This window comes from Rhodococcus sp. ARC_M6 (genome assembly GCF_022810305.1).
Lineage (GTDB): Bacteria > Actinomycetota > Actinomycetes > Mycobacteriales > Mycobacteriaceae > Rhodococcus_F.
In genome coordinates, this window is record NZ_JALGQH010000020.1 from 89154 (window position 1) to 111757 (window position 22604).

The 22604-nt window shown below is 60.8% G+C and carries 23 protein-coding genes and 4 pseudogenes; 17 read left to right on the top strand and 10 right to left on the bottom strand.

Annotated elements, in window-relative coordinates; translation table 11 throughout:
• The first annotated feature begins 1 nt into the window (after position 1).
• From MTX36_RS19790 to hisG, 3 genes are all read left to right on the top strand, one after another.
• A complete protein-coding gene (locus MTX36_RS19790) occupies positions 2 to 862 on the top strand; it encodes a pseudouridine synthase (RefSeq protein WP_279394823.1) in 861 nt (286 codons plus the stop codon).
• A 58-nt stretch (positions 863 to 920) separates the two neighbouring features.
• The gene (locus MTX36_RS19795) at positions 921 to 1184 is read left to right on the top strand and encodes a phosphoribosyl-ATP diphosphatase (protein WP_003944933.1); all 264 of its coding nucleotides are present in this window, start codon (positions 921 to 923) and stop codon (positions 1182 to 1184) included.
• Between the two features lie 75 nt (positions 1185 to 1259).
• Positions 1260 to 2111, top strand: a complete 852-nt coding sequence (hisG, locus tag MTX36_RS19800; protein WP_169635571.1) for an ATP phosphoribosyltransferase — start codon at positions 1260 to 1262, stop codon at positions 2109 to 2111.
• A 37-nt stretch (positions 2112 to 2148) separates the two neighbouring features.
• Here the strand turns inward: hisG and MTX36_RS19805 are convergent, their stop codons facing one another.
• Both MTX36_RS19805 and MTX36_RS19810 read right to left on the bottom strand, forming a co-directional pair.
• The gene (locus MTX36_RS19805) at positions 2149 to 2958 is read right to left on the bottom strand and encodes a thioesterase family protein (RefSeq protein WP_243621378.1); all 810 of its coding nucleotides are present in this window, start codon (positions 2956 to 2958) and stop codon (positions 2149 to 2151) included.
• Entirely contained in the window at positions 2959 to 3849 is an 891-nt protein-coding gene (locus MTX36_RS19810) for a RecB family exonuclease (protein ID WP_243621379.1), read from the bottom strand.
• An 86-nt stretch (positions 3850 to 3935) separates the two neighbouring features.
• On the opposite strand from MTX36_RS19810, the gene MTX36_RS19815 reads away from it, so the two are divergent.
• Entirely contained in the window at positions 3936 to 4973 is a 1038-nt protein-coding gene (locus MTX36_RS19815; RefSeq protein ID WP_243621380.1) for a tRNA (adenine-N1)-methyltransferase, read from the top strand.
• 65 nt (positions 4974 to 5038) lie between these two features.
• On the opposite strand, the gene MTX36_RS19820 is transcribed toward MTX36_RS19815, so the two are convergent.
• Complete coding sequence (locus MTX36_RS19820) at positions 5039 to 5539, bottom strand: hypothetical protein (protein WP_243621381.1); 501 nt, start codon at positions 5537 to 5539, stop codon at positions 5039 to 5041.
• 194 nt (positions 5540 to 5733) lie between these two features.
• Here MTX36_RS19820 and arc point away from each other — a divergent pair, with 194 nt between their 5' ends.
• The 5 genes from arc to MTX36_RS19845 all read left to right on the top strand — a co-directional run bounded on the left by arc (position 5734) and on the right by MTX36_RS19845 (position 9972).
• Complete coding sequence (arc, locus tag MTX36_RS19825) at positions 5734 to 7509, top strand: proteasome ATPase (RefSeq protein WP_243621382.1); 1776 nt, start codon at positions 5734 to 5736, stop codon at positions 7507 to 7509.
• A gap of 127 nt (positions 7510 to 7636) precedes the next feature.
• Entirely contained in the window at positions 7637 to 8119 is a 483-nt protein-coding gene (locus tag MTX36_RS19830; protein ID WP_243621383.1) for a hypothetical protein, read from the top strand.
• Between the two features lie 235 nt (positions 8120 to 8354).
• Complete coding sequence (locus MTX36_RS19835; RefSeq protein ID WP_243621384.1) at positions 8355 to 8507, top strand: hypothetical protein; 153 nt, start codon at positions 8355 to 8357, stop codon at positions 8505 to 8507.
• Positions 8504 to 9430 carry a M23 family metallopeptidase gene (locus tag MTX36_RS19840; RefSeq protein ID WP_243621385.1) on the top strand — a complete coding sequence of 309 codons (927 nt, stop codon included), beginning with the start codon at positions 8504 to 8506 and terminating at the stop codon, positions 9428 to 9430. Before MTX36_RS19835 ends, MTX36_RS19840 begins: the two co-directional genes overlap by 4 nt.
• 155 nt (positions 9431 to 9585) lie before the next feature.
• Positions 9586 to 9972, top strand: a complete 387-nt coding sequence (locus tag MTX36_RS19845) for an HsmA family protein (protein WP_243621386.1) — start codon at positions 9586 to 9588, stop codon at positions 9970 to 9972.
• Positions 9973 to 10018: 46 nt separating this feature from the next.
• Here the strand turns inward: MTX36_RS19845 and MTX36_RS29925 are convergent, their stop codons facing one another.
• Positions 10019 to 10141 (bottom strand): hypothetical protein, encoded by a 123-nt coding sequence (locus MTX36_RS29925; protein WP_279394806.1) that lies wholly within the window; start codon positions 10139 to 10141, stop codon positions 10019 to 10021.
• A 94-nt stretch (positions 10142 to 10235) separates the two neighbouring features.
• On the opposite strand from MTX36_RS29925, the pseudogene MTX36_RS19850 reads away from it, so the two are divergent.
• Positions 10236 to 11129: pseudogene (locus MTX36_RS19850) on the top strand (serine/threonine protein kinase); the annotation flags it as partial.
• A gap of 41 nt (positions 11130 to 11170) precedes the next feature.
• On the opposite strand, the gene MTX36_RS19855 reads toward MTX36_RS19850, so the two are convergent.
• Entirely contained in the window at positions 11171 to 12256 is a 1086-nt protein-coding gene (locus MTX36_RS19855) for an RNA-guided endonuclease TnpB family protein (protein WP_243621388.1), read from the bottom strand.
• On the opposite strand from MTX36_RS19855, the pseudogene MTX36_RS30280 reads away from it, so the two are divergent.
• The 4 genes and pseudogenes from MTX36_RS30280 to MTX36_RS30580 form a co-directional block, all read left to right on the top strand.
• Positions 12246 to 13296 (top strand): annotated as a pseudogene (locus tag MTX36_RS30280) (serine/threonine protein kinase); the annotation flags it as partial. The gene MTX36_RS19855 and the pseudogene MTX36_RS30280 sit on opposite strands and share 11 nt — an antisense overlap.
• A 335-nt stretch (positions 13297 to 13631) precedes the next feature.
• Complete coding sequence (locus MTX36_RS19870; protein WP_243621391.1) at positions 13632 to 13943, top strand: helix-turn-helix transcriptional regulator; 312 nt, start codon at positions 13632 to 13634, stop codon at positions 13941 to 13943.
• A gap of 113 nt (positions 13944 to 14056) precedes the next feature.
• A complete protein-coding gene (locus MTX36_RS19875) occupies positions 14057 to 15232 on the top strand; it encodes an MFS transporter (protein ID WP_243621392.1) in 1176 nt (391 codons plus the stop codon).
• Positions 15233 to 15591: 359 nt separating this feature from the next.
• Positions 15592 to 15780, top strand: a pseudogene (locus MTX36_RS30580) (amino acid permease); the annotation flags it as partial.
• A 299-nt stretch (positions 15781 to 16079) separates the two neighbouring features.
• Here the strand turns inward: MTX36_RS30580 and MTX36_RS30585 are convergent.
• The 5 genes and pseudogenes from MTX36_RS30585 to MTX36_RS19900 form a co-directional block, all read right to left on the bottom strand.
• A pseudogene (locus MTX36_RS30585) lies at positions 16080 to 16247 on the bottom strand (DUF4331 family protein); the annotation flags it as partial.
• 22 nt (positions 16248 to 16269) lie between these two features.
• A complete protein-coding gene (locus MTX36_RS19885) occupies positions 16270 to 16548 on the bottom strand; it encodes a hypothetical protein (RefSeq protein ID WP_243621394.1) in 279 nt (92 codons plus the stop codon).
• Between the two features lie 91 nt (positions 16549 to 16639).
• On the bottom strand, positions 16640 to 17482 hold the full coding sequence (locus MTX36_RS19890; protein WP_243621395.1) for a hypothetical protein: 843 nt from the start codon (positions 17480 to 17482) through the stop codon (positions 16640 to 16642).
• A 30-nt stretch (positions 17483 to 17512) separates the two neighbouring features.
• The gene (locus MTX36_RS19895) at positions 17513 to 18472 is read right to left on the bottom strand and encodes a DUF4331 family protein (RefSeq protein WP_243621396.1); all 960 of its coding nucleotides are present in this window, start codon (positions 18470 to 18472) and stop codon (positions 17513 to 17515) included.
• 639 nt (positions 18473 to 19111) lie between these two features.
• On the bottom strand, positions 19112 to 19447 hold the full coding sequence (locus MTX36_RS19900) for a transposase (RefSeq protein ID WP_308198238.1): 336 nt from the start codon (positions 19445 to 19447) through the stop codon (positions 19112 to 19114).
• 420 nt (positions 19448 to 19867) lie between these two features.
• Between MTX36_RS19900 and MTX36_RS19905 the strand changes: the two genes are divergently transcribed.
• The 3 genes from MTX36_RS19905 to MTX36_RS19915 all read left to right on the top strand — a co-directional run bounded on the left by MTX36_RS19905 (position 19868) and on the right by MTX36_RS19915 (position 22165).
• Positions 19868 to 20374, top strand: a complete 507-nt coding sequence (locus MTX36_RS19905; RefSeq protein ID WP_243621397.1) for a DUF2004 domain-containing protein — start codon at positions 19868 to 19870, stop codon at positions 20372 to 20374.
• Positions 20375 to 20850: 476 nt separating this feature from the next.
• Complete coding sequence (locus MTX36_RS19910) at positions 20851 to 21231, top strand: DUF4259 domain-containing protein (RefSeq protein WP_243621398.1); 381 nt, start codon at positions 20851 to 20853, stop codon at positions 21229 to 21231.
• A 592-nt stretch (positions 21232 to 21823) separates the two neighbouring features.
• Positions 21824 to 22165: an Imm51 family immunity protein gene (locus tag MTX36_RS19915; protein ID WP_243621399.1), complete on the top strand. Its 342-nt coding sequence runs from the start codon at positions 21824 to 21826 to the stop codon at positions 22163 to 22165.
• Positions 22166 to 22604 lie beyond the last annotated feature (439 nt).

The following is a 22604-nucleotide window of genomic DNA, read 5'->3' on the forward strand; positions in this document are numbered from 1 at the left end:
GATGCCCCGGGAATCCGAGGCGCGCACAGTTCTGGAGTACCTCATCGGTGAGTTTCCGGACGAACGGGCGCTGTGGACCGACCTTGTCGACACCGGCGGCGTAGTAGACGAGCACGGCCGAACCGTCTCGTCGGACACTCGGTATCAGCCCACGCGATTCGTGTACTTCTACCGCGAGCCGGCACCCGAGATTCCGGTGCCGCACGAGATCGAGATCCTGCACCGCGACGAGCAGATTCTGGTGATCGACAAGCCGCATTTCCTGGCAACCATTCCGCGTGGGGCGCACATCGTGGAAAGTGCGGTCGTGCGGTTGCGACGTGATCTCGACCTACCCGACCTTGCCCCGGTCCATCGGCTCGACCGCATGACCGCCGGAGTCATCGTGTTCACGGTGACGCCAGATCTGCGTCGGCCGTACCAGGAGTTGTTTGCCGAGCAGCGAATTGTCAAGGAATACGAAGCGATCGCCGGTTTTGATCCGGGGCTGACATTTCCCCGGACGGTCCGCAGCCGGATCAACAAGGTGCACGGCGAGATGACGGCTACCGAGGTCGAGGGTGAACCGAACAGTGAGACCCACATCGAATTGGTCTCCACCGTCACCGATTCCGCCGATGCGATGTTTGGCCGATACCGGTTGTTCCCACGGACCGGGCGCACCCACCAGCTTCGGCTGCATTTGAACTCGCTCGGGGTCCCCATCGTCGGCGACAACTACTACCCGCATTACCGCCCGTCGGCACCGGGTGATTTCACTACGCCTCTGCGGCTCCTGGCTCGGGCGCTGGAGTACCCGGACCCGATCACCGGGCACACACGCCGGTTTGTCAGCTCCCGCGCGCTCGACAGGGGCTTGTGACGGACTCGTGCGTGGCCCTGTGAAAACCAGTTCCCCTCTCGTGAAAGAATGGCTACCTGTGAAGACCTTCGAATCCTTGTTCGCCGAGTTGACCGAGCGTGCTGCCACCCGTCCCGAGGGGTCCGGCACTGTCGCCGCCCTCGATGCTGGTGTTCACGCACAGGGCAAAAAGGTCATCGAGGAAGCCGGTGAAGTGTGGATCGCTGCGGAGTACCAGAGCGATGAGCAGCTAGCCGAAGAAATTTCCCAGCTTTTGTACTGGACGCAGGTGTTGATGGTCGGCCGCGGGCTGACCCTCGAAGACGTGTACCGACATCTGTGAATCGGATCTGACCCGACGGTTCCGAGTTCACATTTCCCACGTCTGACCCATCACCTTCCGAAAGGACGTTCACTGATGTTGCGCGTCGCAGTTCCCAACAAAGGCTCGCTGTCCGAGTCTGCCGCCGAAATCCTCAGCGAAGCCGGCTACCGTCGTCGCACCGATTCGCGTGACCTGACGGTTCTCGATCCGGCTAATCAGGTCGAGTTCTTCTTCTTGCGTCCCAAGGACATTGCCATCTACGTCGGATCGGGTGAACTCGATCTGGGTATTACCGGTCGCGATCTGGCCGGCGACTCGGGTGCTCAGGTTTCCGAGCGACTGTCACTCGGCTTCGGCCGTTCGTCGTTCCGCTACGCCGCTCCCGCCGGCAAGGACTGGACTGTCGAAGATCTGGCTGGCCTACGCATCGCCACGTCCTACCCGAACCTCGTTCGTCAGGACCTCGCGGCTCGCGGCATCGAGGCGACGGTTATCCGCCTCGACGGTGCCGTCGAGATCTCCATCCAGCTCGGTGTCGCCGACGCCATCGCCGACGTCGTCGGTTCCGGTCGCACGCTCCGTCAGCACAACCTGGTCGCCTTCGGTGATTCGCTGTGCGATTCGGAAGGTGTCCTGATCGAGCGCACCGGTTCGCCGCAGGACGACGCTGCACGCAACTTGCTGATCGAGCGTGTCCGCGGAATCGTATTCGCGCAGCAGAACCTGATGATCGATTACGACTGCCCGCGCAGCATCCTCGACGAAGCCATCAAGATGACGCCGGGCATGGAATCGCCGACGCTCTCGCCGTTGGCCGATCCGGACTGGGTCGCGGTACGCGCCATGGTCGCCATCAAGGATCACAATCAGGTGATGGATGCCCTGGCCGAACTCGGTGCCAGGGCCATCCTCGCGTCGAACATTCGCTCGGTACGCGCTTTCTGATCGATCACTGCACGCGTATTCGCGCCCGTTCCTTATCTCAGGAACGGGCGCGAATCTGCAATGTCTGGGCGATGCGGCCGACGGCGCCCTGCTCGTCGTAGAGCACTCCGGCGCACATACCGACGCCGTCCGGCCCGGTAGTTGTTTCTGCGGAAACTCCGATCCATTCACCTTCCGGTACCCGGAAAATATGCACGGTCAGATCGGTGTTAAGGAACGTCCAATGCTCAGGATTGAGTTTGGCGCCGACGCCGTTGGAGATGTCGGCGATGACGAAGAGGCGTTCGAGTGCCGTCAACTCCTCGCCGTCAACGAGGGCGGGCTTAGGCTTGGCCCAGACCTTTCCTGCTCCCTCGCAACCGATTTCGGTGATCCAGGACCAGTCGAGAGTGTCCAGGTAGCCACCCTTCCACATGCCGCTGAGATCGACGGATTTTCCGCCCTCGCGGGGTTCCAGAGCAGGGTCCACGACGTGAACGACCTCAGTTGTGTCGGCGGTTTCCATTCGCCACGCGGTCCCTCGCGCCACTGCGCGTGACGATCCGTCGGGTGCAGTCGCCCACAGTTCGGCAACGATCAATTCGATTCTGCGACCGGGACGTTCGATCCACGAGCGAACCTCGATATCGGCGATCGGGATCGGTCCGAGAATCTCAACGACAACGCGGGTCAGGCGGGTTCCTTCGCGGGCACCGCAACGCTCGAGGGCGCGTACCAACAGTGCCGACGGGGGAGCGCCGTGCTGAAGGGTGGGGCCCCAGAGGCTCACCGTGGCCGGCGTGCTCGCAAACCGCTCGTAGCCTTCCTCGGTAGTGCCCAGAAAGCGGTAGTACGAACTGTCGATCATCTACGTATTCTCCTTTGCAGCAACAACTTCGGCGCTCAGTAGATCGGGCCAACCCGGGTACGGCGGTGGGGTGCCGCCAAATGCTGGACACAGGGCCTTGTGATCGCACCAATCGCACAGTTTGCCAGGCTTGGGTCGGAAGTCTCCGCTCGCACCTGCCGCCAGGATCGCCTTCCAGATCGCGGACAATGTGCGTTCGAACCGAATCAGTTCGTCGTGATCGGGCGCATACGTGAGAATCGATCCCGAGGCGAGGTAGATCAAGCGCAATTGAGCCGGGACGATTCCGCGGGTACGTAGTAGAACCAGCGCATAGAACTTCATTTGGAACAGTGCTTTGGACTCGGTGAACTCACGGGGCGCTTTGCCGGTCTTGTAGTCGACCACCCGCACTTCTCCGGTGGGTGCAACGTCGATGCGGTCGACAAATCCGCGCAGCGGTACACCGTTGTCGAGTTCGGTTTCTACGTAGACCTCGCAGGCTTCGGCGTCGAATCGCGTCGGATCTTCGAGTGTGTAGTACGTCTGGACGAGCTTGCTCGCCTCGGCGAGAAAGTCGTCAAGATCGTCGGCGGAAATCAACTCCGCTACCTCGGGAGATTCGGTGCTCACGCGCTCCCATGCCGGCCTGACCAGCTCGGCTGCGCGCTCCGGAACACGGTCGCTCGTGGGTAGCCCGAAGAGTGCTTCGAGGGCAACGTGAACAACAGTGCCTCTGACCTGCGCGCGGGTAGGAGCTTCGGGTATTCGGTCGACGGCCCGGAACCGGTAGAGCAACGGGCATTGTTTGTAGTCACCCGCACGCGAAGGTGACAGTGCTGGCCGGCTGCGCGGGCGCTCCTGTGACGTTGCACCCGTTTGGGAGGGGGCTGGCGGTTCTGCAGAGCTCACACCTGGCAGGCTAGAGGACTGGTCCGACAACTCCGTCGGAGCCGGTGGCGAGGACGCCGGAACAAACGAACAGGGATTACTCACGCATGGCGAACGAGCTGCAACCGGAAGAAATCACAACCGAAGTGGATGAGGTTGCGCAGTCCGCTGTCGCCGATGTCCCTGAAACAGATGTCCCTGAAACAGATGTCTCTGAAACATCTGAAATTGCAACTGACCTCGAGGTCGTTGAGTCGGCTGAGCCTGAGCTCACCGCACCCGGGAAGCGTCCGTCCGGACCGTTCCGTGTCGGCGACCGCGTCCAGTTGACGGACGGCAAGGGTCGTCACTACACGATCGTGCTCGAGGCCAACCGTGAGTACCACACCCATAAGGGTGGAATCGTGCACAACGACTTGATCGGTGCCGACGAGGGTAGCGTCGTCAAGTCGGTCAACGGCACCCCCTATCTGGCATTGCGCCCACTGCTCGTCGACTACGTGCTGTCGATGCCCCGCGGCGCTCAGGTGATCTACCCGAAGGACGCGGCTCAGATCGTCCATGAGGGCGACGTCTTCCCGGGCGCTCGTGTGCTCGAAGCTGGTGCCGGTTCCGGCGCCCTGACATGTTCGTTGCTTCGTGCAGTCGGACCCGAGGGCAAGGTGATGTCCTACGAGGTCCGCGACGATCACGCCGAACACGCGGTTCGCAATGTCGAGACATTCTTCGGTGAGCGTCCCCCGAACTGGGAACTGACCATCGCGGATCTCGCGGACTTCGATCCGGATAACCACGGCGGCAAGGTCGATCGAGTTGTTCTCGACATGCTTGCACCGTGGGACGTTCTGCCGGCCGTGGCGAATGCGTTGGTTCCCGGCGGCGTGCTGATCGTCTATGTGGCGACCGTGACTCAGCTGTCGAAGGTCGTCGAGGCAATGCGTGAGCAGGAATGCTGGACGGAACCGCGCTCGTGGGAGTCCATCGTCCGCGGTTGGCATGTGGTCGGCTTGGCCGTGCGACCCGAGCACCGCATGCAGGGGCATACCGCGTTCCTGATCAGTGCGCGTCGTCTCGCCGAGGGAACTGTGACCCCCAAGCCGCAGCGTCGCGCCGGCAAGGGTTCCAACACCGCAGCAGCCAAATAGTCACTGACAGAACAAAAGAACGGCGATCCGAGATTCCGGATCGCCGTTCTTTTTGTTTCAAAGCCTTATGCGCAGGGCGCGCGACCCATTTCGAACAGCGTGCAAGCCGAGGTATCGGCGAGCTTCCAGGAACCGTCTTCGAGCTCCCACGTCCACGGCGTGCCGGGCATGGTGCCGTGCGGGCTGACAATAGCGACGTCAGCAGTTGCAGTTTCACCGTCGACCTTGACGTTCTCGACGGTGAACGTGATCTTGTACGCGGGGTTGGCGCCAAGTGCCGTGCCCATGGTCTCGATGTTGGCCTGGCGTGCGGAGCCGTCGACAACGAGTGCGGTCTTCTCGGCGATCGGCTTGGCCGGATCGATGAGCGTGATCAGTGCGGCGTTCAGCTCGTCGGCGGTCGGTGCGGCAGCAGTCGATGCGGACGTCGACTTCGCGGACGTGGCGGCAGCTACAGCAGTCGAAGTGGCAGCGGCCGTGTCCTTCGAGTCGTCGGAGCCACAGGCGCCGAGGGCGAGAACTGCGGCGACGGCACAAGCACTGACAAGAGTCTTGCGGATGATCACAGCGTGACCTTTCGTTGTAGTAGAGACAGGCGCTGTCTCCATCTTGTAGGCAAGGCTAACATGACCTACTTGAGGGTCAGTACTGGCAACCGGGACAAATGTGCGGCAGTGAAATCTCACTCCCACACCGTGTCTGGCGACACTTGGGCCCTGATGCCGGTAGCGTTGATGCATCGCACTGGGAGGAGACGCACATGAGCTCGACAGAGAACCCGGATTCGGTTGCGGCAGCAGAAGAGCTTCACGCGTTACGAGTGGAACTTCAGGTTCTGCGCCGTCAGCTTGCACAGTCGCCGGAGCAGGTGCGGGAGTTGGAGTCGAAACTTGACTCGCTCGCCATCCGTAACGGCAAGTTGATGGACACACTCAAAGAAGCCCGCCAGCAGCTCATCGCGCTGCGCGAAGAAGTCGACAGACTTGGGCAGCCGCCCAGCGGCTACGGAGTGCTCCTCGCGGTTCACGAGGATAAAACTGTCGACGTGTTCACCTCCGGCCGCAAGATGCGACTGACGTGCTCACCGAACATCGACACCGAAACCCTCTCCCTCGGGCAGACGGTGCGACTCAACGAGGCGCTCACCATCGTCGAGGCCGGAACGTACGAGCAGGTCGGTGAGATCAGCACGTTGCGTGAGGTGCTCGATGACGGCCTGCGCGCACTGGTCGTCGGACACGCGGACGAGGAGCGGATCGTGTGGCTCGCGGCGCCGCTGGCCGCTGTCTTCGCAGATCCCCAGGCCGACATCATCGCCTACGACGCGGATTCTCCGACCCGCAAACTCCGACCCGGAGACTCTCTCCTTGTCGACTCCAAGGCCGGGTATGCCTTCGAACGCATCCCCAAGGCGGAGGTCGAGGACCTGGTTCTCGAAGAAGTTCCGGACGTTCACTACGACGACATCGGCGGTCTCGGCCGTCAGATCGAGCAGATTCGCGACGCCGTCGAATTGCCCTTCCTGCACAAGGATCTGTTCCACGAGTATTCGCTCCGGCCGCCGAAGGGCGTTCTGCTCTACGGACCGCCCGGTTGTGGAAAGACGCTCATCGCGAAGGCGGTTGCCAACTCGTTGGCCAAGAAGATCGCCGAAGCCCGCGGACAAGATAGCAAGGACGCCAAGTCCTACTTCCTGAACATCAAGGGACCGGAACTTCTCAACAAGTTCGTCGGTGAAACCGAGCGTCACATTCGGATGATCTTTCAGCGTGCGCGCGAGAAGGCTTCCGAAGGTACCCCCGTCATCGTGTTCTTCGACGAGATGGACTCGATCTTCCGGACCCGCGGTTCGGGTGTTTCGTCTGACGTGGAGACGACGGTCGTTCCGCAGTTGCTCAGTGAGATCGACGGCGTCGAAGGTCTCGAGAATGTCATCGTGATCGGTGCGTCCAACCGCGAAGACATGATCGACCCTGCCATCCTGCGTCCGGGCCGACTCGACGTGAAGATCAAGATCGAGCGTCCCGACGCCGAATCCGCTCAGGATATTTTCTCGAAGTACCTGGTGGACAAATTGCCGATCAACGCCGACGACCTCGCGGAGTTCGGCGGCGACCGTACCGCCTGCCTCAAGGCAATGATCGTGCGCGTCGTCGATCGGATGTATGCGGAGAGTGAGGAGAATCGGTTCCTCGAAGTCACCTACGCCAACGGTGACAAGGAAGTCCTTTTCTTCAAGGACTTCAACTCGGGTGCCATGATCCAGAACATCGTCGACCGTGCCAAGAAGTACGCAATCAAGTCGGTCCTCGACACCGGTGCACCCGGGTTGCGGGTTCAGCATCTCTTCGATTCGATTGTCGACGAGTTCGCCGAGAATGAGGATTTGCCCAACACCACCAATCCTGATGACTGGGCACGCATTTCAGGTAAGAAGGGGGAGCGGATCGTTTACATCCGTACCCTCGTCACCGGCAAGAACGCGAGTGCCAGCCGCGCAATCGACACGGAGTCGAACACGGGTCAGTATCTGTAGTCGGTAGTGACAACTCGGGTCGGTAATTCCCTATTGTGGGAGTTGCCGACCCGACGTGTGTCACCGATATGGTTGAGGCTCCGATCCTCCCAGTCGAGACCACCCGAGAACAGAACGGAACGCTGACGTGCGCAAGACCGAGTCGCATCCACTGGTTGGAGCAGTTCCCGGGACCGTCCTGATTGTTTTGAAGCGGTCGAAGATTGCGCTCTTGTGGGGCACATCGCATCATCCGATAGTCACGATCAACGGCAAAACCGAAGTTCTTCCCTGGGGCGAGCATCGTCTGACGATTCCGGACGCACAGCATCTGTCGATTGATGTCTATGTCAATGAACGAAGGTCGAGATCGCTGAAATCGACTATCGGACGTTGCACCGACGTCATTGCTCCCGGGCCCGCTCGGATAGTGGAGTATTCGGCGCCGGCCCAGGGATTCTGCAAAGGCGAGTTGGGTCCGCTCGGCACAACACGGGCGCGTGGGATAGTTGCTCAGTTTCTGATCGTCAGTGTGCTGGCACTGATCTGCGGGTTCATGGCCGTCGGCCTGCTCGGAGTGGGATTGGCAGCCCTCACCGGGCAACTTGGTGAACTACGTCCACCGCAATAGTCGCGGATGCCGCAAGTTTGATATCGACCGGTCGGGCGGGAATCCGATCTAGGTATGTTTTCGGGTAATTCGGCCGTCGCGTGCAGGGGTCGCGCCGCGAGATGGTGTGTAGGTAATTTGCCATTCGCAACGCAAGGATCTGCATGTTCCAACCCGTCGTTCCAGACAACCCGGTAGGCACCCGCCCGTAATTGATTCGGGCTGTGCGTCGGAAATCGCAGATATCCAAGTGTCAGTGGCACGCGAGAGCCGTCGTTGCGACGGCGCGTTCTCACTGTTCATCCCACGGGGTCCCGTGCTGTACGCCCATGAGGCGGAGCACGTACTCAGTTGTGTCAGCGTGATCAAGACTGCAACTGCCCCGGTCAAATCAGTCAAGGAAACATGAGTAAACACAGCAATAGCAAGGCTTCCAACACGAAACGATTCATCGCAGTCACTGCAGGATTGGGTTCTCTCGTAGGCGCCGGCGTAGTAGTGAACGCTGGTACGGCCGCCGCACAAGGCTGGTCAGAGAGTTGCAGCTGGGAGTGGCCTGTTGAGGGATCACTGTCGCAGGGCTACCACGGAGGACATGATGGCGTTGACTTCGCCGTTAATGTTGGCACCGTGCTCAATGCGCCGACCTCAGGAACAATTTCTGTTGCCGGACCGAACGATCCCGGCGGATACGGAACCTACATCCAGCTGGAAGCGGATTCAGGCGAGCAGATCCAGATGGGTCACCTCTCCGAAACCTGGGTCAATGTGGGGCAGCACGTGGAGGTCGGCGCGCAGATCGGGGCCACGGGTAACACCGGCAGCTCTACCGGACCACATTTGCATCTCCGCATTCACGGTTCCGGGGCGGTCGATCCCATGTCCTTCCTGAAATCGGTCGGCGCATGCAACACCGGTTCGAGTAGTGTCGTTGCACCTGAACCTGTGGCAGCACCTGAACCTGTGGCAGCGGTTGAACCCGCACCTGCAGTGGTACCTGAGCCTGAAGCAGTGTCTGAGCCTGCACCTGCAGTAATACCTGAATCCGCACCTGAAACTGCAGTTGCACCTGAAACTGCAGTTGCACCTGAGCCTGCAGTAGCAGCTGAAATCGCTCCCGTTTTTGAGCCTGGTCCGACTGAGGCGTCACCGGTGGAGAGCATTCCGGAGGCGGAGACTGTTGTGTCGGGCGAAGCGGTCGTTGTTTCAGCCGGCGACACGTTGTTCGACCTCGGTGCATCACGAGGGCTCACTTGGCAGGAAGTTTGGGCAATGAACCCGCAGATCGATCACCCCGACAGCATCTTCGTGGGCGACGTAATCAATCTGTAGCAGTAGAGAATTCGATGCTGGACTAGGGCGCGGTGAACAACCTTCATGCGCTCTAGTCCAGCGTTGACTTTTTTGTCGGAGGGGATTTGTCCCATTCGACACGCATGCCCGAGTGCATCCGCGCATTGCAGATCGCCCCGAGTTAATCTCAGGGCATGTTGGCCGCAGCGATCATCGTCATTACGTTTGCCCTGGTTTTCTACTCGATCGGTGTGTGGTCTGAACGTATCCAGAAGACCCTGAAGTGGTGGCATGCCGGTGCATTCGCGCTCGGCCTGATTTGCGACGCAACCGGGACTGTATTGATGAGCCGAATCTCCGATGAGTCGCCGGATACCGGAACGTCCACCTTCAACAACATCATGATCGTCACCGGGGCAATAGCCATCGCGCTTATGGCCATTCACCTGGTGTGGGCTGTCATTGTCCTGCTCCGGGATCGCCCCGCCGAGAAGGCGAAGTTCCACAAGTTCAGCCTGGTCGTCTGGGCGATCTGGCTGGTTCCCTACTTCACCGGGGCCATCGGCGCGATGACGAACTAGCGCCCCGAAGAACGTAGATCCTTGGGGGATAGGCCGGTCCCAATCTCTACAAGGACGGCTTCGCATCGATGCTGCCGAAGGTGACCTCGGTGTGAGGCACGGGCGTGATCGGATCAAGATCAAAGATCGCGAAGAACTCGTTCGCATCGGCACGAATCTGCCGGATCACGCCGAATAGATTCGCTGGGGTCACGGTACAGCCGGGGTTACGCTGAAGTGAGTTATCTCGATTCATCGTGCTCGAGGTGCGGAACAGAAGTGTCATGAATGAACGTGGTGCGCAGGCCGGTGACGCGACAGTCCGGAGCGGGCCGGTGACCGAACGGGGCACCGTCACCGAGTTGCGTCTGTCCACACCGACAGCGGTGAGTTCGGGACTTGTCGATACTGACGGGCTCAACGGATCCGACGGACTGAGTCGGCTGGTCGGGGACTGGGAGGCCGGACGAACTCCGTCCGACCTGAGCGACTATTTGCCCGACCCCGCCAAGATTCGCCTGGCCGCGCTGATCGAACTGGTCGGTATCGATATGGAATACCGCTGGCTGAAAAGTGATCGCCCGAAACGACTCACGGAATATTGCGCCGAGTATCCGGAATTGCTTGAAGTGCCACTACCGGCCGAGCTCCTGTACGAGGAGTTCCGGCTACGGAAGCAGAGCGGCGAGGACGTCGTGGCGGCCGAGTATCTCACCGAGTTCCCTTTGCAGGCAGAGAGTTTCGAGCAGATGTTCGACCGTGATTCGTTGGCTGGTCGGGAAGACGTCATGATGTTGGGACTCTCGGGTTTCGGCGAATTCGAGATCGGGCAGCACTTGGACGATTTCGAATTGGTGTTGGAACGTGGGCACGGCGCGTTCGCCCGAGTGTTCCTCGCTCGGCAACTCTCGATGCAGCGATGGGTTGCGTTGAAGATCTCGCGCAACGTCGGAGTCGAACCGCAGACTCTCGCCCAACTAGACCATCCCAACATCGTTCGCGTCTTCGATCAACGACTGCTCGAGGAACGCGCACTGCGAGTCCTGTTCATGGAATACGTGCCAGGTGGGACCCTGCTCGATGTGGTCAAACTTGTCCGCCTGACACCGCCGGCGCAGCGATCCGGACAACTTCTTCTCGATGCCATCGATCAAACTTTGGCGAGGAAGGGAGAGATCAACTACCCGGCCCTAAAGGACCAGGTTTGCTGCTCACCAACCTAACTGGATGCTAGAGCGGTGGCTGCGATAGGCACGGTTGATTGAGCGGCCCAATACTTTTCATGCCCGAGCGCGGCGATGTTGCGGGCAGCATTGTGATCCGCATGCGCGGTCCACCCACATTCCCGGCACTCGAACCTAGCTTGACTGCGGCGATTCTTTTCATCGCAGTATCCGCACTGTGAGCAGGTGCGGGAGGTGTTGCGCGGGTTGATCACCTGCACAGGGACTCCCGCCCTCTCCGCTTTGTAGGTGACGAAGTCCCGCAACTGGGCGTAGGCCCAGCTATGCACCTGTGCTCGTTGTTTCTTGGCCAGCCGTACCCGATCACGGATGCCCGACAGATCCTCTATCGCGATACCCCGGTCGGTGCGTTGCGCCTGAGCAACAATTGTTTTCGACAACTGATGGTTGATGTCGGTGGCGAACCGTTGTTCCTTCCGTCGCCGAGTCTTCAACTTCCGCTTCGCGGACTTCGTCCCCACCTTCTGCAGCGCGGTCCGCATCACCTGGTTCTTCTTACGGCGCACGGTGACGGCACCACCGGACCACCGAACATCGAGAGCCTTCGGATCATCATCCGTGGTGACCGCCAGGTTGACGATCCCCAAATCCACGCCCAGCCAGCCCGCCGCCGGATCCTCCGCCGGCACAATAGGTGCCGGTGCCGGTTGATCGACGGTGGCATACAGGTAGAACGAGCCGTCGCGGAACACCAAATCGCTCTCACCTTTGCGGTCCGCAAGGAGTTCGTGTTGCCACGGCGCGCACACGAACCGCACACCCCTCATTCGGCCCGATGTCGTCCAGATGGAGACGGTCGACGAGTCCAGTTGCCAGGACAAGCACCGATCGTCGAACGGTTGCGCCGCCAGCGATCGGAAGCGAACTGCTGTATCAGCGACGCTCGCATATCGTTTCGTTCCGGGTCGGCCGTAGTTTCCGGCTTTGAGGTTCGCTGTCCGAGTGGTGTACGCGTCGGAGACTTTCTTGATCACACGAACCGCTGGCTGCGCCGACAACCCGAGCGCCTTGATCGGGGTGTAGACCGAATGGTGCAACGTGAACGCGCGACGGTCTTTCACGGACGACGGAACCGGGGAGAATCCGCCGTCGCCCCAGAAGGCACTTGAGGCCCGCCGCCGCGGAGTTGATCCCGAGGCCCGGTTACCTGATGACTGTCCGCCGGCGCTGCGTCGAGTTCTGGTGAAGTCGCTGTCTCCCGAGAGAGATAGAAGGTGGTCGGGTGGACGAAAGCTAGCCCGTCAGTTCGCTCTATGTCTGGACCGATCTGCCCGCAATCTGGTCGACCAACCGGAAGGGAGCCCACGTTCCACATTGTGGAAGTGGGCGCTGCCGATCCGTCTGGCCGCGATCGGAATTCCGAACCTCCTAGCGGCGGGCTACAACTACTACTACAACAAGATGCTGATCATCTCGGGGCTCTCGCCGGAGGCTCAGCAGCACCTCGAGCAGGTTCATGTGGTCATCGGGGTGGCTGCGTTCTCTCTCGGCGCCGCAGCGATTCTGTATTGGTGCTGGCTCGCGCTCACCCGTGCCTCACGGACTGCGTAACGGGCAGACGTACAGCGCGGAGGTCTTGAACAAGGCGCGTACCGCGACGCTGAATGTCGGCCACCGTGCGGTGGTGATCGCTTTCGGTCTGTGGGTCCTGGCCGGCATCGCATATCCAGTAGCACTGCAGATTGCTGCCGGGGGTATTCCGCAGCGCGCCTACGTGCACCTGATGTCGTCGCTGGCCGTCTGCGGCGCCGTCGCAGTCGCGTATCCGTTCTTCATCCTGACTTACTACTCGGTTCGCTGTCTGTATCCGATCTTGTTGTCGCACGGCGAGTTACGAAGCGACGACGGACGCGATATTCGATCGCTGGGTCGGAGCAGTACACGGTACCTCGCGGTGGCGGCGTCGGTTCCTCTGGTGGGAATCGCGGGGCTAAGTTTTGTCGGTTCGGGTGCCGGAGAGGAACTCAACGCAACCGTCCGTGCGTTGTGTCTGGGCGGGATCGCTGGATTCAGCGTTGTATACCAACTGTTTCGACGGATCGAGAGTGATCTCCGTGCACTGCTGCGCGTCGTGTCCCTCGAGGTGTCGGCGTCTCCGTAATCGCCTGTCAATCGCGTTGGCTTACTTGGCGACCAGGCGATCTCATCCAATCCCCGGTCAGGCGACGTGGTATCCCAGTGCTACTGCAGTCGGCGGTCGGCGGCGGCCTTGGTCGACCGGCACACGCGCATCGTGCACGACCGAGGCCGGTCTTCCCCGGCGCCGGCGAAGGGCCACGACTTTTTTCTCGTAGGTTTGCCGAAGTGCAAGTGTCGTAGCCCACTTCATTGCCTGTCGCGTGATGCACATCCCTCAGTGCACCTTTCAGGCTTGACTTCGTCAGTCATATCTATGAAAGTAGATTCGTTCCGATCAGTGGCGAGGAGATGTGGTCAATGGATGCATTAGCGATCTTCAAAGCGCTGTCCAACCCCACCCGCCTGCAGATCATGGAGTGGCTGAAGTATCCAGCGAAGTACTTCGACGAGGATTCGTACACCCAGCAGGATCTCGGCTTCCATATCGGCGTCTGCGTCGGTGATATCCAGGCTCGATCCGGCCTTGCGCAGTCGGTGATCTCTGGGTATCTGCAGGCCATGAAGGACGTGGGCCTGCTTGAGTCCGACCGTGTCGGGAAGTGGACGTACTACCGGCGGAACGAAGCCGTGATCGACGAGTTTCGGAAATTTGTTCGCGACGAACTGTGACAGTTCGTTTCCGTCGGCGGTCTTTGTGTTGACAAGTTTTGGAGCAAACATATCTACATATCTAGATATTTATCTTTGAAGTGCCCGGTGTGGCACGGTGGGAGGAAATTGTCGTGAAGTCGAAATTGTTGATTCCGGTCCTGGCATTGGGCGTCTTCGGAATCATCACGACCGAGATGGGGATCATCGGTGTTCTGCCCCAGATCTCCGAGAAGTTCGGCATCAGCACATCCGCTGCGGGATGGTTGGTTGGTGTATTCGCACTTGTCGTGGCAGTGACGGGTCCGTTCATGACGCTCGTCGCATCGGGAATCAACAGAAAAACCGTTCTGCTGGTGGCGATTGCGGTGTTCGCGGTATCCAATCTGGTTTACGCGACGACATCGAGTTTCGAGGTGATGTTCGCTTTCCGGATCATTCCCGCCGTCGCGCATCCGGTCTTCTTCGCGGTCGCACTTGCGAGTGCGGTTCGTTCGGTGCCGCCGGAGAAGGCCGCCGCTGCGACGACGAAGGTGTTTGCCGGTGTCACAGTCGGATTCGCCTTCGGTGTGCCGTTGACGTCGTATCTGGCCGAGAACTTCTCGGTGTCGACGGCGTTTGTCTTCGGTGCCGGAATCAACGTTCTCGCGTTCGTGGGAATCATGGCACTCCTGCCCTCGTCGCCTGTGACGCAACAGATGTCGTACGGTGCGCAGGTCGGGATCCTACGACGGCCGCGAGTGTGGTTGACGGTTATTTCGGTTATGTTCGTCTTTTCTGCCATGTTCTCGGTGTACGGCTATTTCGCCGAGTATCTCGGTGACGTGACGGGGATGAGTGGATCGTGGATCAGCGCGATGCTCTTGGCTTTCGGTGTTGTGATGATCTTCGGGAACTTCGTGTTCGGAGCGATGCTCGGGAAGAGCGTTGTACGAACGGTTGTAGCTTTTCCGGTTCTGTACGTCGTGGTGTACGTGCTGATTTATCTCGTGGGTCCGCACTCCGTCCCGATGATTGTCGGTGTGTTGATCTGGGGAGTGGTGCATTCGGGCGGGCTGGTCGTCTCGCAGAGTTGGATGGGAAGGGATGCCGTAGATGCACCTGAATTCGGCAACAGCTTGTTCATCTCGTTCTCCAATCTGGGGATCACGGTGGGGACGATGGTCGGCGGATGGTTTCTCGGACACCTGGGAACGCGTCAATTGGTTTGGGCCGGAGTGCTGTTCGCGGTACTCGGGCTGATGACAATCACCGCCCGGTTGGCGCTGGGAGGAGTTCACCGCGAAAGCGGTGCCAGAGTTCCGGTGTAGGTTTTCGACAGTGGTTGCGCGAACTCGCCGCGTGCGTTCGTCGCCAGAATGTTAGGCCACCCGGGGCATCTGCGAGCATAGAACGTACCGGTTGGCCTACCTTTTCCTGGAAGCGGCAAATGTCTCAGCCTCGAAAGGTTGGGGGCTTCTGTCGTGCAACGGGTTTACACAGTCAGTCTGCTGGGCACCTAAGGCTTGCTGCGGCGAATCTGTGGGCAGATTCCGCCGCGCCTGACCCGCTCTCCGGTTGTCACTCGCCGGAGGGCGGGTCCTTCCCACTCGTCCAGCGGGGGCGTCGCCGGACCGCACGCGGTGCCCGGCTGCTGCGCCTACACGACCTACGGAGGAGAGGATCCAGCGCTGTCGTTGCAGCCCTCGGCTCGATGCTTTCGTTGATACTCGGTGTCTCACGAACATCGTTCGCCGGCCCGAGACGGCGCATCTGCCCCCACCTTGACTGAGGTACATCCGAGATTCGGAGTCCGCATAGCGCCGAGTTAGTTGTCGGGATAGTCGTAGCGATTCTGGCGGCCACCACCAGCATGAGAACTCGCCTGCGGCTGGCTCCCGGGTCGCGATCGTCGCCAAGGCGGCGCGGGCATCCATGATGAACGGATCCCAGCGTGTGCCAGCGAAGACTCGCACGCCACGGGCCAGAGCCGCCCTCCGAATCGTTGACGAGGAAGGGGATCGGTTCTCCCGACGGACTGACGCAGGTGCCCTGCTGCTGCCCGGCGCCGGCGTCCGGGGTGGCGAAGACACAATCCACAACGATCTCCTCTTCCCCGGGGACGAACCCCCACCCGGCATCGTTCGGACTCGGCGGATGGAGTGGCCGCAACCGGAAGCGGTACAGCAGACCATCGGAGAACAAGTCGGAGGGCTTGGCCATCGGCATGGTATTCAAGACAAGCACGAGACAACCCGACTTCTCGGGGCTCGGGAATGCGTACACGTCCGTGATGTCCGCGATCGGATTGGACAGGGCGCGCGGCCCCGAGATGTGGTCCGACATGGGGTTCCCGTCTCTGAAGCGGTTAGTCGCCGGCCTCGTCCATCAGCGGCTTTAGCGCCGGGTGCTGGAGGATCTCTGCGGCCTGGGGGTGGTCGAGCACCTGTTGAAAGGCGTTGTTCACGCGCTGAGCCTTCCGAATTTCTTTGACGGTGCCGCCGTAGTTCCGGGCGTATGCGACTGCCGACTGCTCGGCGTCGAGGATAAAGGCGCGCAGGGCGGCCAGATCGGGAAGCCCGTCGTATCCCTCGACGTGGCGGAATATAACGTCGAACAGTGCCAATGTGGGTCGCTGTTCTCTCATCCGATAAGGAGCAGCTCGAGGCAGCTGCCGAGAAGGCCCGCCGCGCCCAGATCGAGCTTCCGGGCGTTCAGCTGATCTGGCGTCAGGACTGCTACCAGCTCGCTACGGGCCGAACCTCCTTCGGCTTCAAGGACGGGATCGGCCAACCCTCCGTCGAGGGAAGCGGGGTCGCCCTCCCACCAATCCCCGTGAGCGACCACTCAACGCCGGCGAGATCGTCTTGGGCTATCCCGACGAGACGGGCGAGCTGCCGCCGATGCCCACCCCCGAGGTGTTGGGCCGCAACGGCACCTATGTTGTGTTCCGAAAGCTGCACACGAAGGTAGCGGCCTACCGGACCTACCTCCACGCCAAGGCTGCCAGCCGTGAAGAGGAGAACCTCCTCGGCGCCAAGATGGTCGGGCGCTGGCAGAGCGGCGCCCCGCTCGCACTCTCCCCCGACCAGGACGACCCCGAGCTGGGAAGCGACCCACAGCGCAACAACGACTTCCTCTTCGCCGATGACCCACGCGGCTTCAAGTGCCCGGTGGGAGCCCACGCACGCAGGGCAAACCCACGTGACGCGCTGGACCAGGACGGCAGCGTGCACATCGGCGGAGCCGAGGGGTTTCTCCCAGTGGTCGGGGGCGCTCTCGCCGACGTCGCCCAACACCGCTGCGCGGGCAGCCATCCCCTGCCTGAACTCCGGTGCGAAGCTATCCAGCGACCCTTGCGGTACCCCGAGGGCTTTCAGTCCGTGGTACGTGAAGGCGACGGTGAGTGAGGTGTCGGCGGCTCCGGCGAGGTTGACGATCCCGTGCAGCCGTCGGACGAGCTCACGGCCGTCGGCGCGGTCGTCGATACGTAGCAGGAGGTAGGTTCCGACGTACGGGGAGGGACGTTCGGACAACACGCCGGCCTGGATGTCGTCGAGTTCAAGGGTTACGCCTGTCATGTCGGCCACCGTCTCATCCGCTCTTAGTTCTCAGTGGTGCTCAGGGGGTTCGGGCGGGTTCGGGTTCGGCGTTGCCAGGTAGGGGAAGGTGCTGGTGGCCGGTCTGGTGGCGGAGTCGACGCCGTCGCGGATGGTGGGGCCATGGCCGGCGTTGACCAGCTGGGTGAAGATCGTGTCCATCACGTCGTCGTTCAACGTCCGCCCCCCGCACGTCTGGTGAGCCTCGCCTCGCCGCGCGGCGAGCTCGATCTCGAGGAACGTGCCGTGCTCGACGTAGGGCTTCGTGACGTCGACGATCAGGTAGTCGGCGAGGACCAGGTCCGTGAGCGGGTGGCTGCCGTTCGCTTCGGCAGGCCAGTCCACCTTTCCGTCCAAGCCATCCCAGAAGGCGAGGTTGGCGTCCAGTCGCGCGCGGTAGGCGCCTTGGTAAGAGTCGCCGAGGTGGAACGCGTCCTCCATGTTGTACAGGTCGCGGATCTCCAGATCCCGGTTCACGGGGTCGAACTCTTTCGGGGCGAGCATCATGTTCTTCACCTCGGGGCGGCCCACCCGTTCGATCCTGACGTTGAACGTTCCCCGTGTGAGGGTCTCGGCGACGGCGCCCACGAGATCCCGACCCCACAAGAAGCTGGTGTCGATCTCGACGACGATACTGAGCACGTTCTTGCCGTCCAGGAAGATCGACCCGGGATCGGTGAAAGCGGGCCCGGAGGTGAAGAAGTCCTCCATGTAGGCGTCCCACGGGCCATCGAAGCTGGTCACGAACGCGAGACGCGTGTCGTCGTCGAACATGACGAACCGCGCCTCGTGGATTGTCTGGACCGCCATCCCGTAGTCACCGGGGCGGTACCCAGGCGTTTCTTGCAGGTCGACGAGGGCGGCACGCAATGACGGCCCCTGGCCCGGTTTGAGGCGAAAGAACAGACTGAACTCGCTGGTGGGACCGACACTCAGGCCCGGCTGTGGCACTCCGCAATCAGATGCGACCATGTGTGCCACGATAACAAACCTCAACCAGTGTGGAGCAGAAATCGCAGATGAAGATCCTGCCCGCGCTACAGATCGAATCGGGCTTGACCTGCAAAAATGCGAGCCAGTTCCAATTATGGTCATTGTCTTGGGTTGTCCTGGAAAATCTGGCACTTGCCATCTGAAATGGCTCTGCTCGGTTGGGACATGGTCTTGGTGATGGTCCTAGTGTTCGTGGCTGTGCGGGAACGTCCGGTGTGCGTACCGTAGTTTCGTTGCTACAGAACAGGATTCAATGTAGATAGGTCATCCGGGATCATTGACAAGGGGAAGCTGCAGCGGGTGGGTGCAGTGCGAGGTGTCGAATGTGTCGATATTTCTCGGTCGATCGGGTCGAACTGATCTCGGTGTGCGTCGAGAGACATGCTTGAGCACGAATTCTTTCCATTCTCCGCGAATGGAAACGGAACGTACTGGGCGGCGGCAGGCACTGTAAAGTTGTTGGGATGTAGCGGGTTTCGGGTGCAAAGGGGAATTCTTGGACCGGAATTCATGGCGCCGGGAATGGCTCGGCGACCTGACCGCACACCTGAAATCGGGTGCGCATTTCGGCGCGGTGATCGGGTGGAAAGAAGCGGAATTCTTCGGTGTTGCATCCGATCAGCACGTCGCAGCCGCCGCTCGATCAGTGATGTCCGGGACGTCTTTCGTGTCGATTTTACCGTCTCCACGATAGGTGGCCGCGGCGTGATGCACGATCCTTCCCGGAACGTAGAGCAACTGCGGGGAGTGGGCGGCGAACAAGGTGATCAGTAACGTCGTGCCACCGGATTTGAGATCTGTTGCGCAGCAGACGTTGTCGCCGACTGCGATTCCTGTGACCGTTGCGATGAGATCGAGCAGCACGACGTCGTTGTTCTCAACGCGTTTTGAACGCCGCGCTGTCTCCGTCTGGCCGATGGTGACGCAATGATGTGTCCGCTTGCCCGAGTCGATTCGCTGCCCACACTGCCGACAGGAGGGATCTTCCCCGCGCTTCGTTGACCCTGTCGATCACCGTGCCGGCGAACCTCACCCCGATTTTCGGATCAGCGGTCGAGTTATCGGCGGGTCGCGGGCGGCCATACCCGCCACGCAAACTCCAGGCGAGCACGTCCGACGGCACCAGGCCTCGCCGACTACGAATCGGGCTAGATCGTCGGTGTGAGGCTCAGCAGTTCGGGCCGGGGCGCCGCAAACCGTCTGAGATCGTCTGGTGTGAATTCACCGCACTGCCAGGCCGTGGTCCGTAGCGCTGAGGGTGATCGGCACGACCCGTTTGCCCCGCGTTCAGTCGCGGACGAACGTGTCGTGGTCCGGATCGGTGCTTCGCGAATCAAAGGCTGCACCTGTCCGAAATCGATGGGGTAGTGGGGCATGGAAACGACTATCACCACGCGACGGGCTGGAAAGCTTACGTTCGACACTTTCGAGGGGTATGCAGGTGATGTCACCTTCCACACCGATCATGGTCCTGTGCAGGTTTGGGTGCATATCTTCGAAAATGCCAGCGCAGACGACACCCTTCTTGGCCGGGTCAGTGGTGTTCTGGATGCGTTCCCTGAACTACTTCAAACCGGTAGGGGAGCTCTCGAGAGCGATATCGCCAATGGTGGCCACGCACTTCCCTTGGTCGAGTTCCACACCGAGGAACTTCCCCGCCCCGATCGGGGCTCTTTCCTGCAGAAGTTCGGTACCGGCAAGATCAGCGCAAAGCAACTCATCACACAGTTCGCTCCGCCCGAGTTCGTCGTGATGCGTGATGATTCAAACCAAGTGGCCTGCTGGATCGACTTCATCCTTCCGCCGTTCGAGTCGGACCAAGTTTTGACAGTCACGTTCATGCCGGATCGGACGGTGAGAAGTCTCAGCTGGGAGAGTTGAGGCCCGCCCGCGGACCAGCCACGGCCTTCCCTTGGTGGGGACACACCGCCCGAGTACCCGCCGAGCACCCGCCGGGCTTCACGTACGGGATCGAGAAGAGTTCGTGGCAGCAAAGGTCTCGCTGGCTGAACTGTGATTTCTGCCGTGGGATCCACTTCTGCAGTCAGCCCACGCAAAGGCGCCGGTCCGCACGTGTGGACGCAGCTTTGCCGGCACCCCTGCAAGCGTCGCGCACACTCGCATGTACGAGGTCCTGCAGGCAGGATGCCTGTTCGGCCAAGTCGGATCGCTTCGCCGCGTCGTAGACGGTTCGGTCTGTGATCGTGTGCGCCGCGTCCGGTGTAATCGGAAGGCTAGAGGTCGACGCCCCGACACCGAGGTGACGACCTGTTCGATTCGCTCCGGGCCGAGCCTGCAGATCAGCCGAACGTCGGGGTCGTCTGGTTTAATATCGCCAGAATCGGACGCGGGAGGGAATGGACACCATGGGGACCTGGGGCAGCGGCAACTTCGACGACGACACCGCCGCCGATCATCTTTCGGACCTGACCGGCAGGCTCGTCGACGAGGTCACCACGGCTATGTCCGGCGACCTGGTCGATATCGAGCCGGACGAGTACTGGGGCGTTGCAGTGCCGTGCAACCTGGAGTTGCTCCACTTGATCGCGCAGCAGCGCTATGTCGGGGTCAGCCTGCCCGACCCGGAGACCATCGTCGGATGGAAAGACCGGTTCCTGGCCGTGTGGGACGGGGCGATCGATGGATTGGAACCTAAGCCTGACTACAAGGTGCAACGACGCGAGGTCCTCGTGCGAACTTTCGACCAACTGACTGAGGTGGCGAGGCGTGAGGGCTGAGGAGCCGGGTTGGCTCCCGACTGCCGTCTGCATGCCGGGCTGCGGGCGGCACGCTCACTGGCGTAGTTCCGGCGCAAGCGCGTCTGCCGACTGGAATCGTGGGGAAGGCAACTCGTAGAGCATGTCGTCGACAATCGCCAGCTCGGCTCCATCATCGCTGTCTGGGTCTCGAACCGTCGGTTCGTCTCGACGGGTGATCGACTTCTGCCGTGCTGAAAACGCACATGGTCGCGACGAACCCGGGTCCTGGGGGTGAGGTCGGTCAGGTGATCTCATATGTGCATGGCCCCGACTGGATATCGGTAGTGGCACCTGATGGTGAGGCGTACCTTGACGCATCACCCACGTGGCTCCGCGATCAAGCAGAAGAGTTGATCCAGGTCAGGGTCGCTGCGAGGCAGATCGCGGCGCGGTAGGTGGGGCGAGTTTGAGCGCATCACCCCACGTTGCTTTCGTGGCAACGCTCGGGCGGGTTGACTGTCAATGATCCGGAAACCTATACCCGAGAACGACTCTCCCTCTTCGCCGGTGCATTCGCTCAATCCGTGGGCAATCGAAACACACTGTCAGTCGGATCTGATTCAATGCACGCATGACATCGCCTTCGATCGAACCTCTGCAGCTTTTCGAGACGTCACCGGGAAAATGGTCACTGATGCTCACGGACCAGCACTTCGGCAGAGTCGCAGCTGTATTCGAGCAAGTTGAAGGGTTCGAGGGGGGTGGATACGATTGGGCTTCGGTGGCTCACGCAGTGGTCGGACGCGATGCGCCGAATCTGGAAGGCCGATTCAGCACCGATCCCGAAGCCGGGATGTTTGTTGCATACGGCGGCGACCACGAAGCGCTCAGTGAGCTCGGAATCCTTCTCGCCAAGGCGTATTCGGATGCTGAGTATCTCGGCGGACTGGTCGCGATTTCCGAACTTGATTAGTCGGACTCAGAACTAGTCGGACGAGAACGATGAAGGCCCCACAGTGTGAATTGTGGTTAACACGGTGGTCGCGACATTCTCACATGAGGGGTTGCGACGACCGTGTTGATTTCGGAGGACTGTGCCCGGTTCGGTGATTCGGTAAGCGAACGTGCTCACGCCGTCGCGCAGGCAAGTGGGAACCGGAAGTCCACTCGGCAGAGGCGAATCGAAAGAATGCGAACCGCTGCTGCCCGGGCAGTGTGGCTTTGTCATGTTAATCAACTACCTGGCCCTAAAGGGCGGGTTTGCTGCTCACCAACCTAACTGGATGCTAGTAGTACTTTGTTACCTCGGCGTGTCCGCTCGAGTTTCGACGGATTTCTCGAGACCATGCCCACATGGATGCACACACCCTCAACCGCGTCGGAGAATCGATGGATACGTTTGTCGGTGAAGT

Coding starts and splice junctions, on each gene's coding strand:
- MTX36_RS19805 (WP_243621378.1), bottom strand. CDS start 2,958: ATGATCGACAGTTCGTACTACCGCTTTCTGGGCACTACCGAGGAAGGC.
- MTX36_RS19845 (WP_243621386.1), top strand. CDS start 9,586: ATGTTGGCCGCAGCGATCATCGTCATTACGTTTGCCCTGGTTTTCTAC.
- MTX36_RS19915 (WP_243621399.1), top strand. CDS start 21,824: ATGACATCGCCTTCGATCGAACCTCTGCAGCTTTTCGAGACGTCACCG.
- arc (WP_243621382.1), top strand. CDS start 5,734: ATGAGCTCGACAGAGAACCCGGATTCGGTTGCGGCAGCAGAAGAGCTT.
- MTX36_RS19895 (WP_243621396.1), bottom strand. CDS start 18,472: ATGGTCGCATCTGATTGCGGAGTGCCACAGCCGGGCCTGAGTGTCGGT.
- MTX36_RS19890 (WP_243621395.1), bottom strand. CDS start 17,482: ATGACAGGCGTAACCCTTGAACTCGACGACATCCAGGCCGGCGTGTTG.
- MTX36_RS19885 (WP_243621394.1), bottom strand. CDS start 16,548: ATGAGAGAACAGCGACCCACATTGGCACTGTTCGACGTTATATTCCGC.
- MTX36_RS19905 (WP_243621397.1), top strand. CDS start 19,868: ATGGAAACGACTATCACCACGCGACGGGCTGGAAAGCTTACGTTCGAC.
- MTX36_RS19870 (WP_243621391.1), top strand. CDS start 13,632: ATGGATGCATTAGCGATCTTCAAAGCGCTGTCCAACCCCACCCGCCTG.
- MTX36_RS19815 (WP_243621380.1), top strand. CDS start 3,936: ATGGCGAACGAGCTGCAACCGGAAGAAATCACAACCGAAGTGGATGAG.
- MTX36_RS19840 (WP_243621385.1), top strand. CDS start 8,504: ATGAGTAAACACAGCAATAGCAAGGCTTCCAACACGAAACGATTCATC.
- hisG (WP_169635571.1), top strand. CDS start 1,260: ATGTTGCGCGTCGCAGTTCCCAACAAAGGCTCGCTGTCCGAGTCTGCC.
- MTX36_RS19910 (WP_243621398.1), top strand. CDS start 20,851: ATGGACACCATGGGGACCTGGGGCAGCGGCAACTTCGACGACGACACC.
- MTX36_RS19790 (WP_279394823.1), top strand. CDS start 2: ATGCCCCGGGAATCCGAGGCGCGCACAGTTCTGGAGTACCTCATCGGT.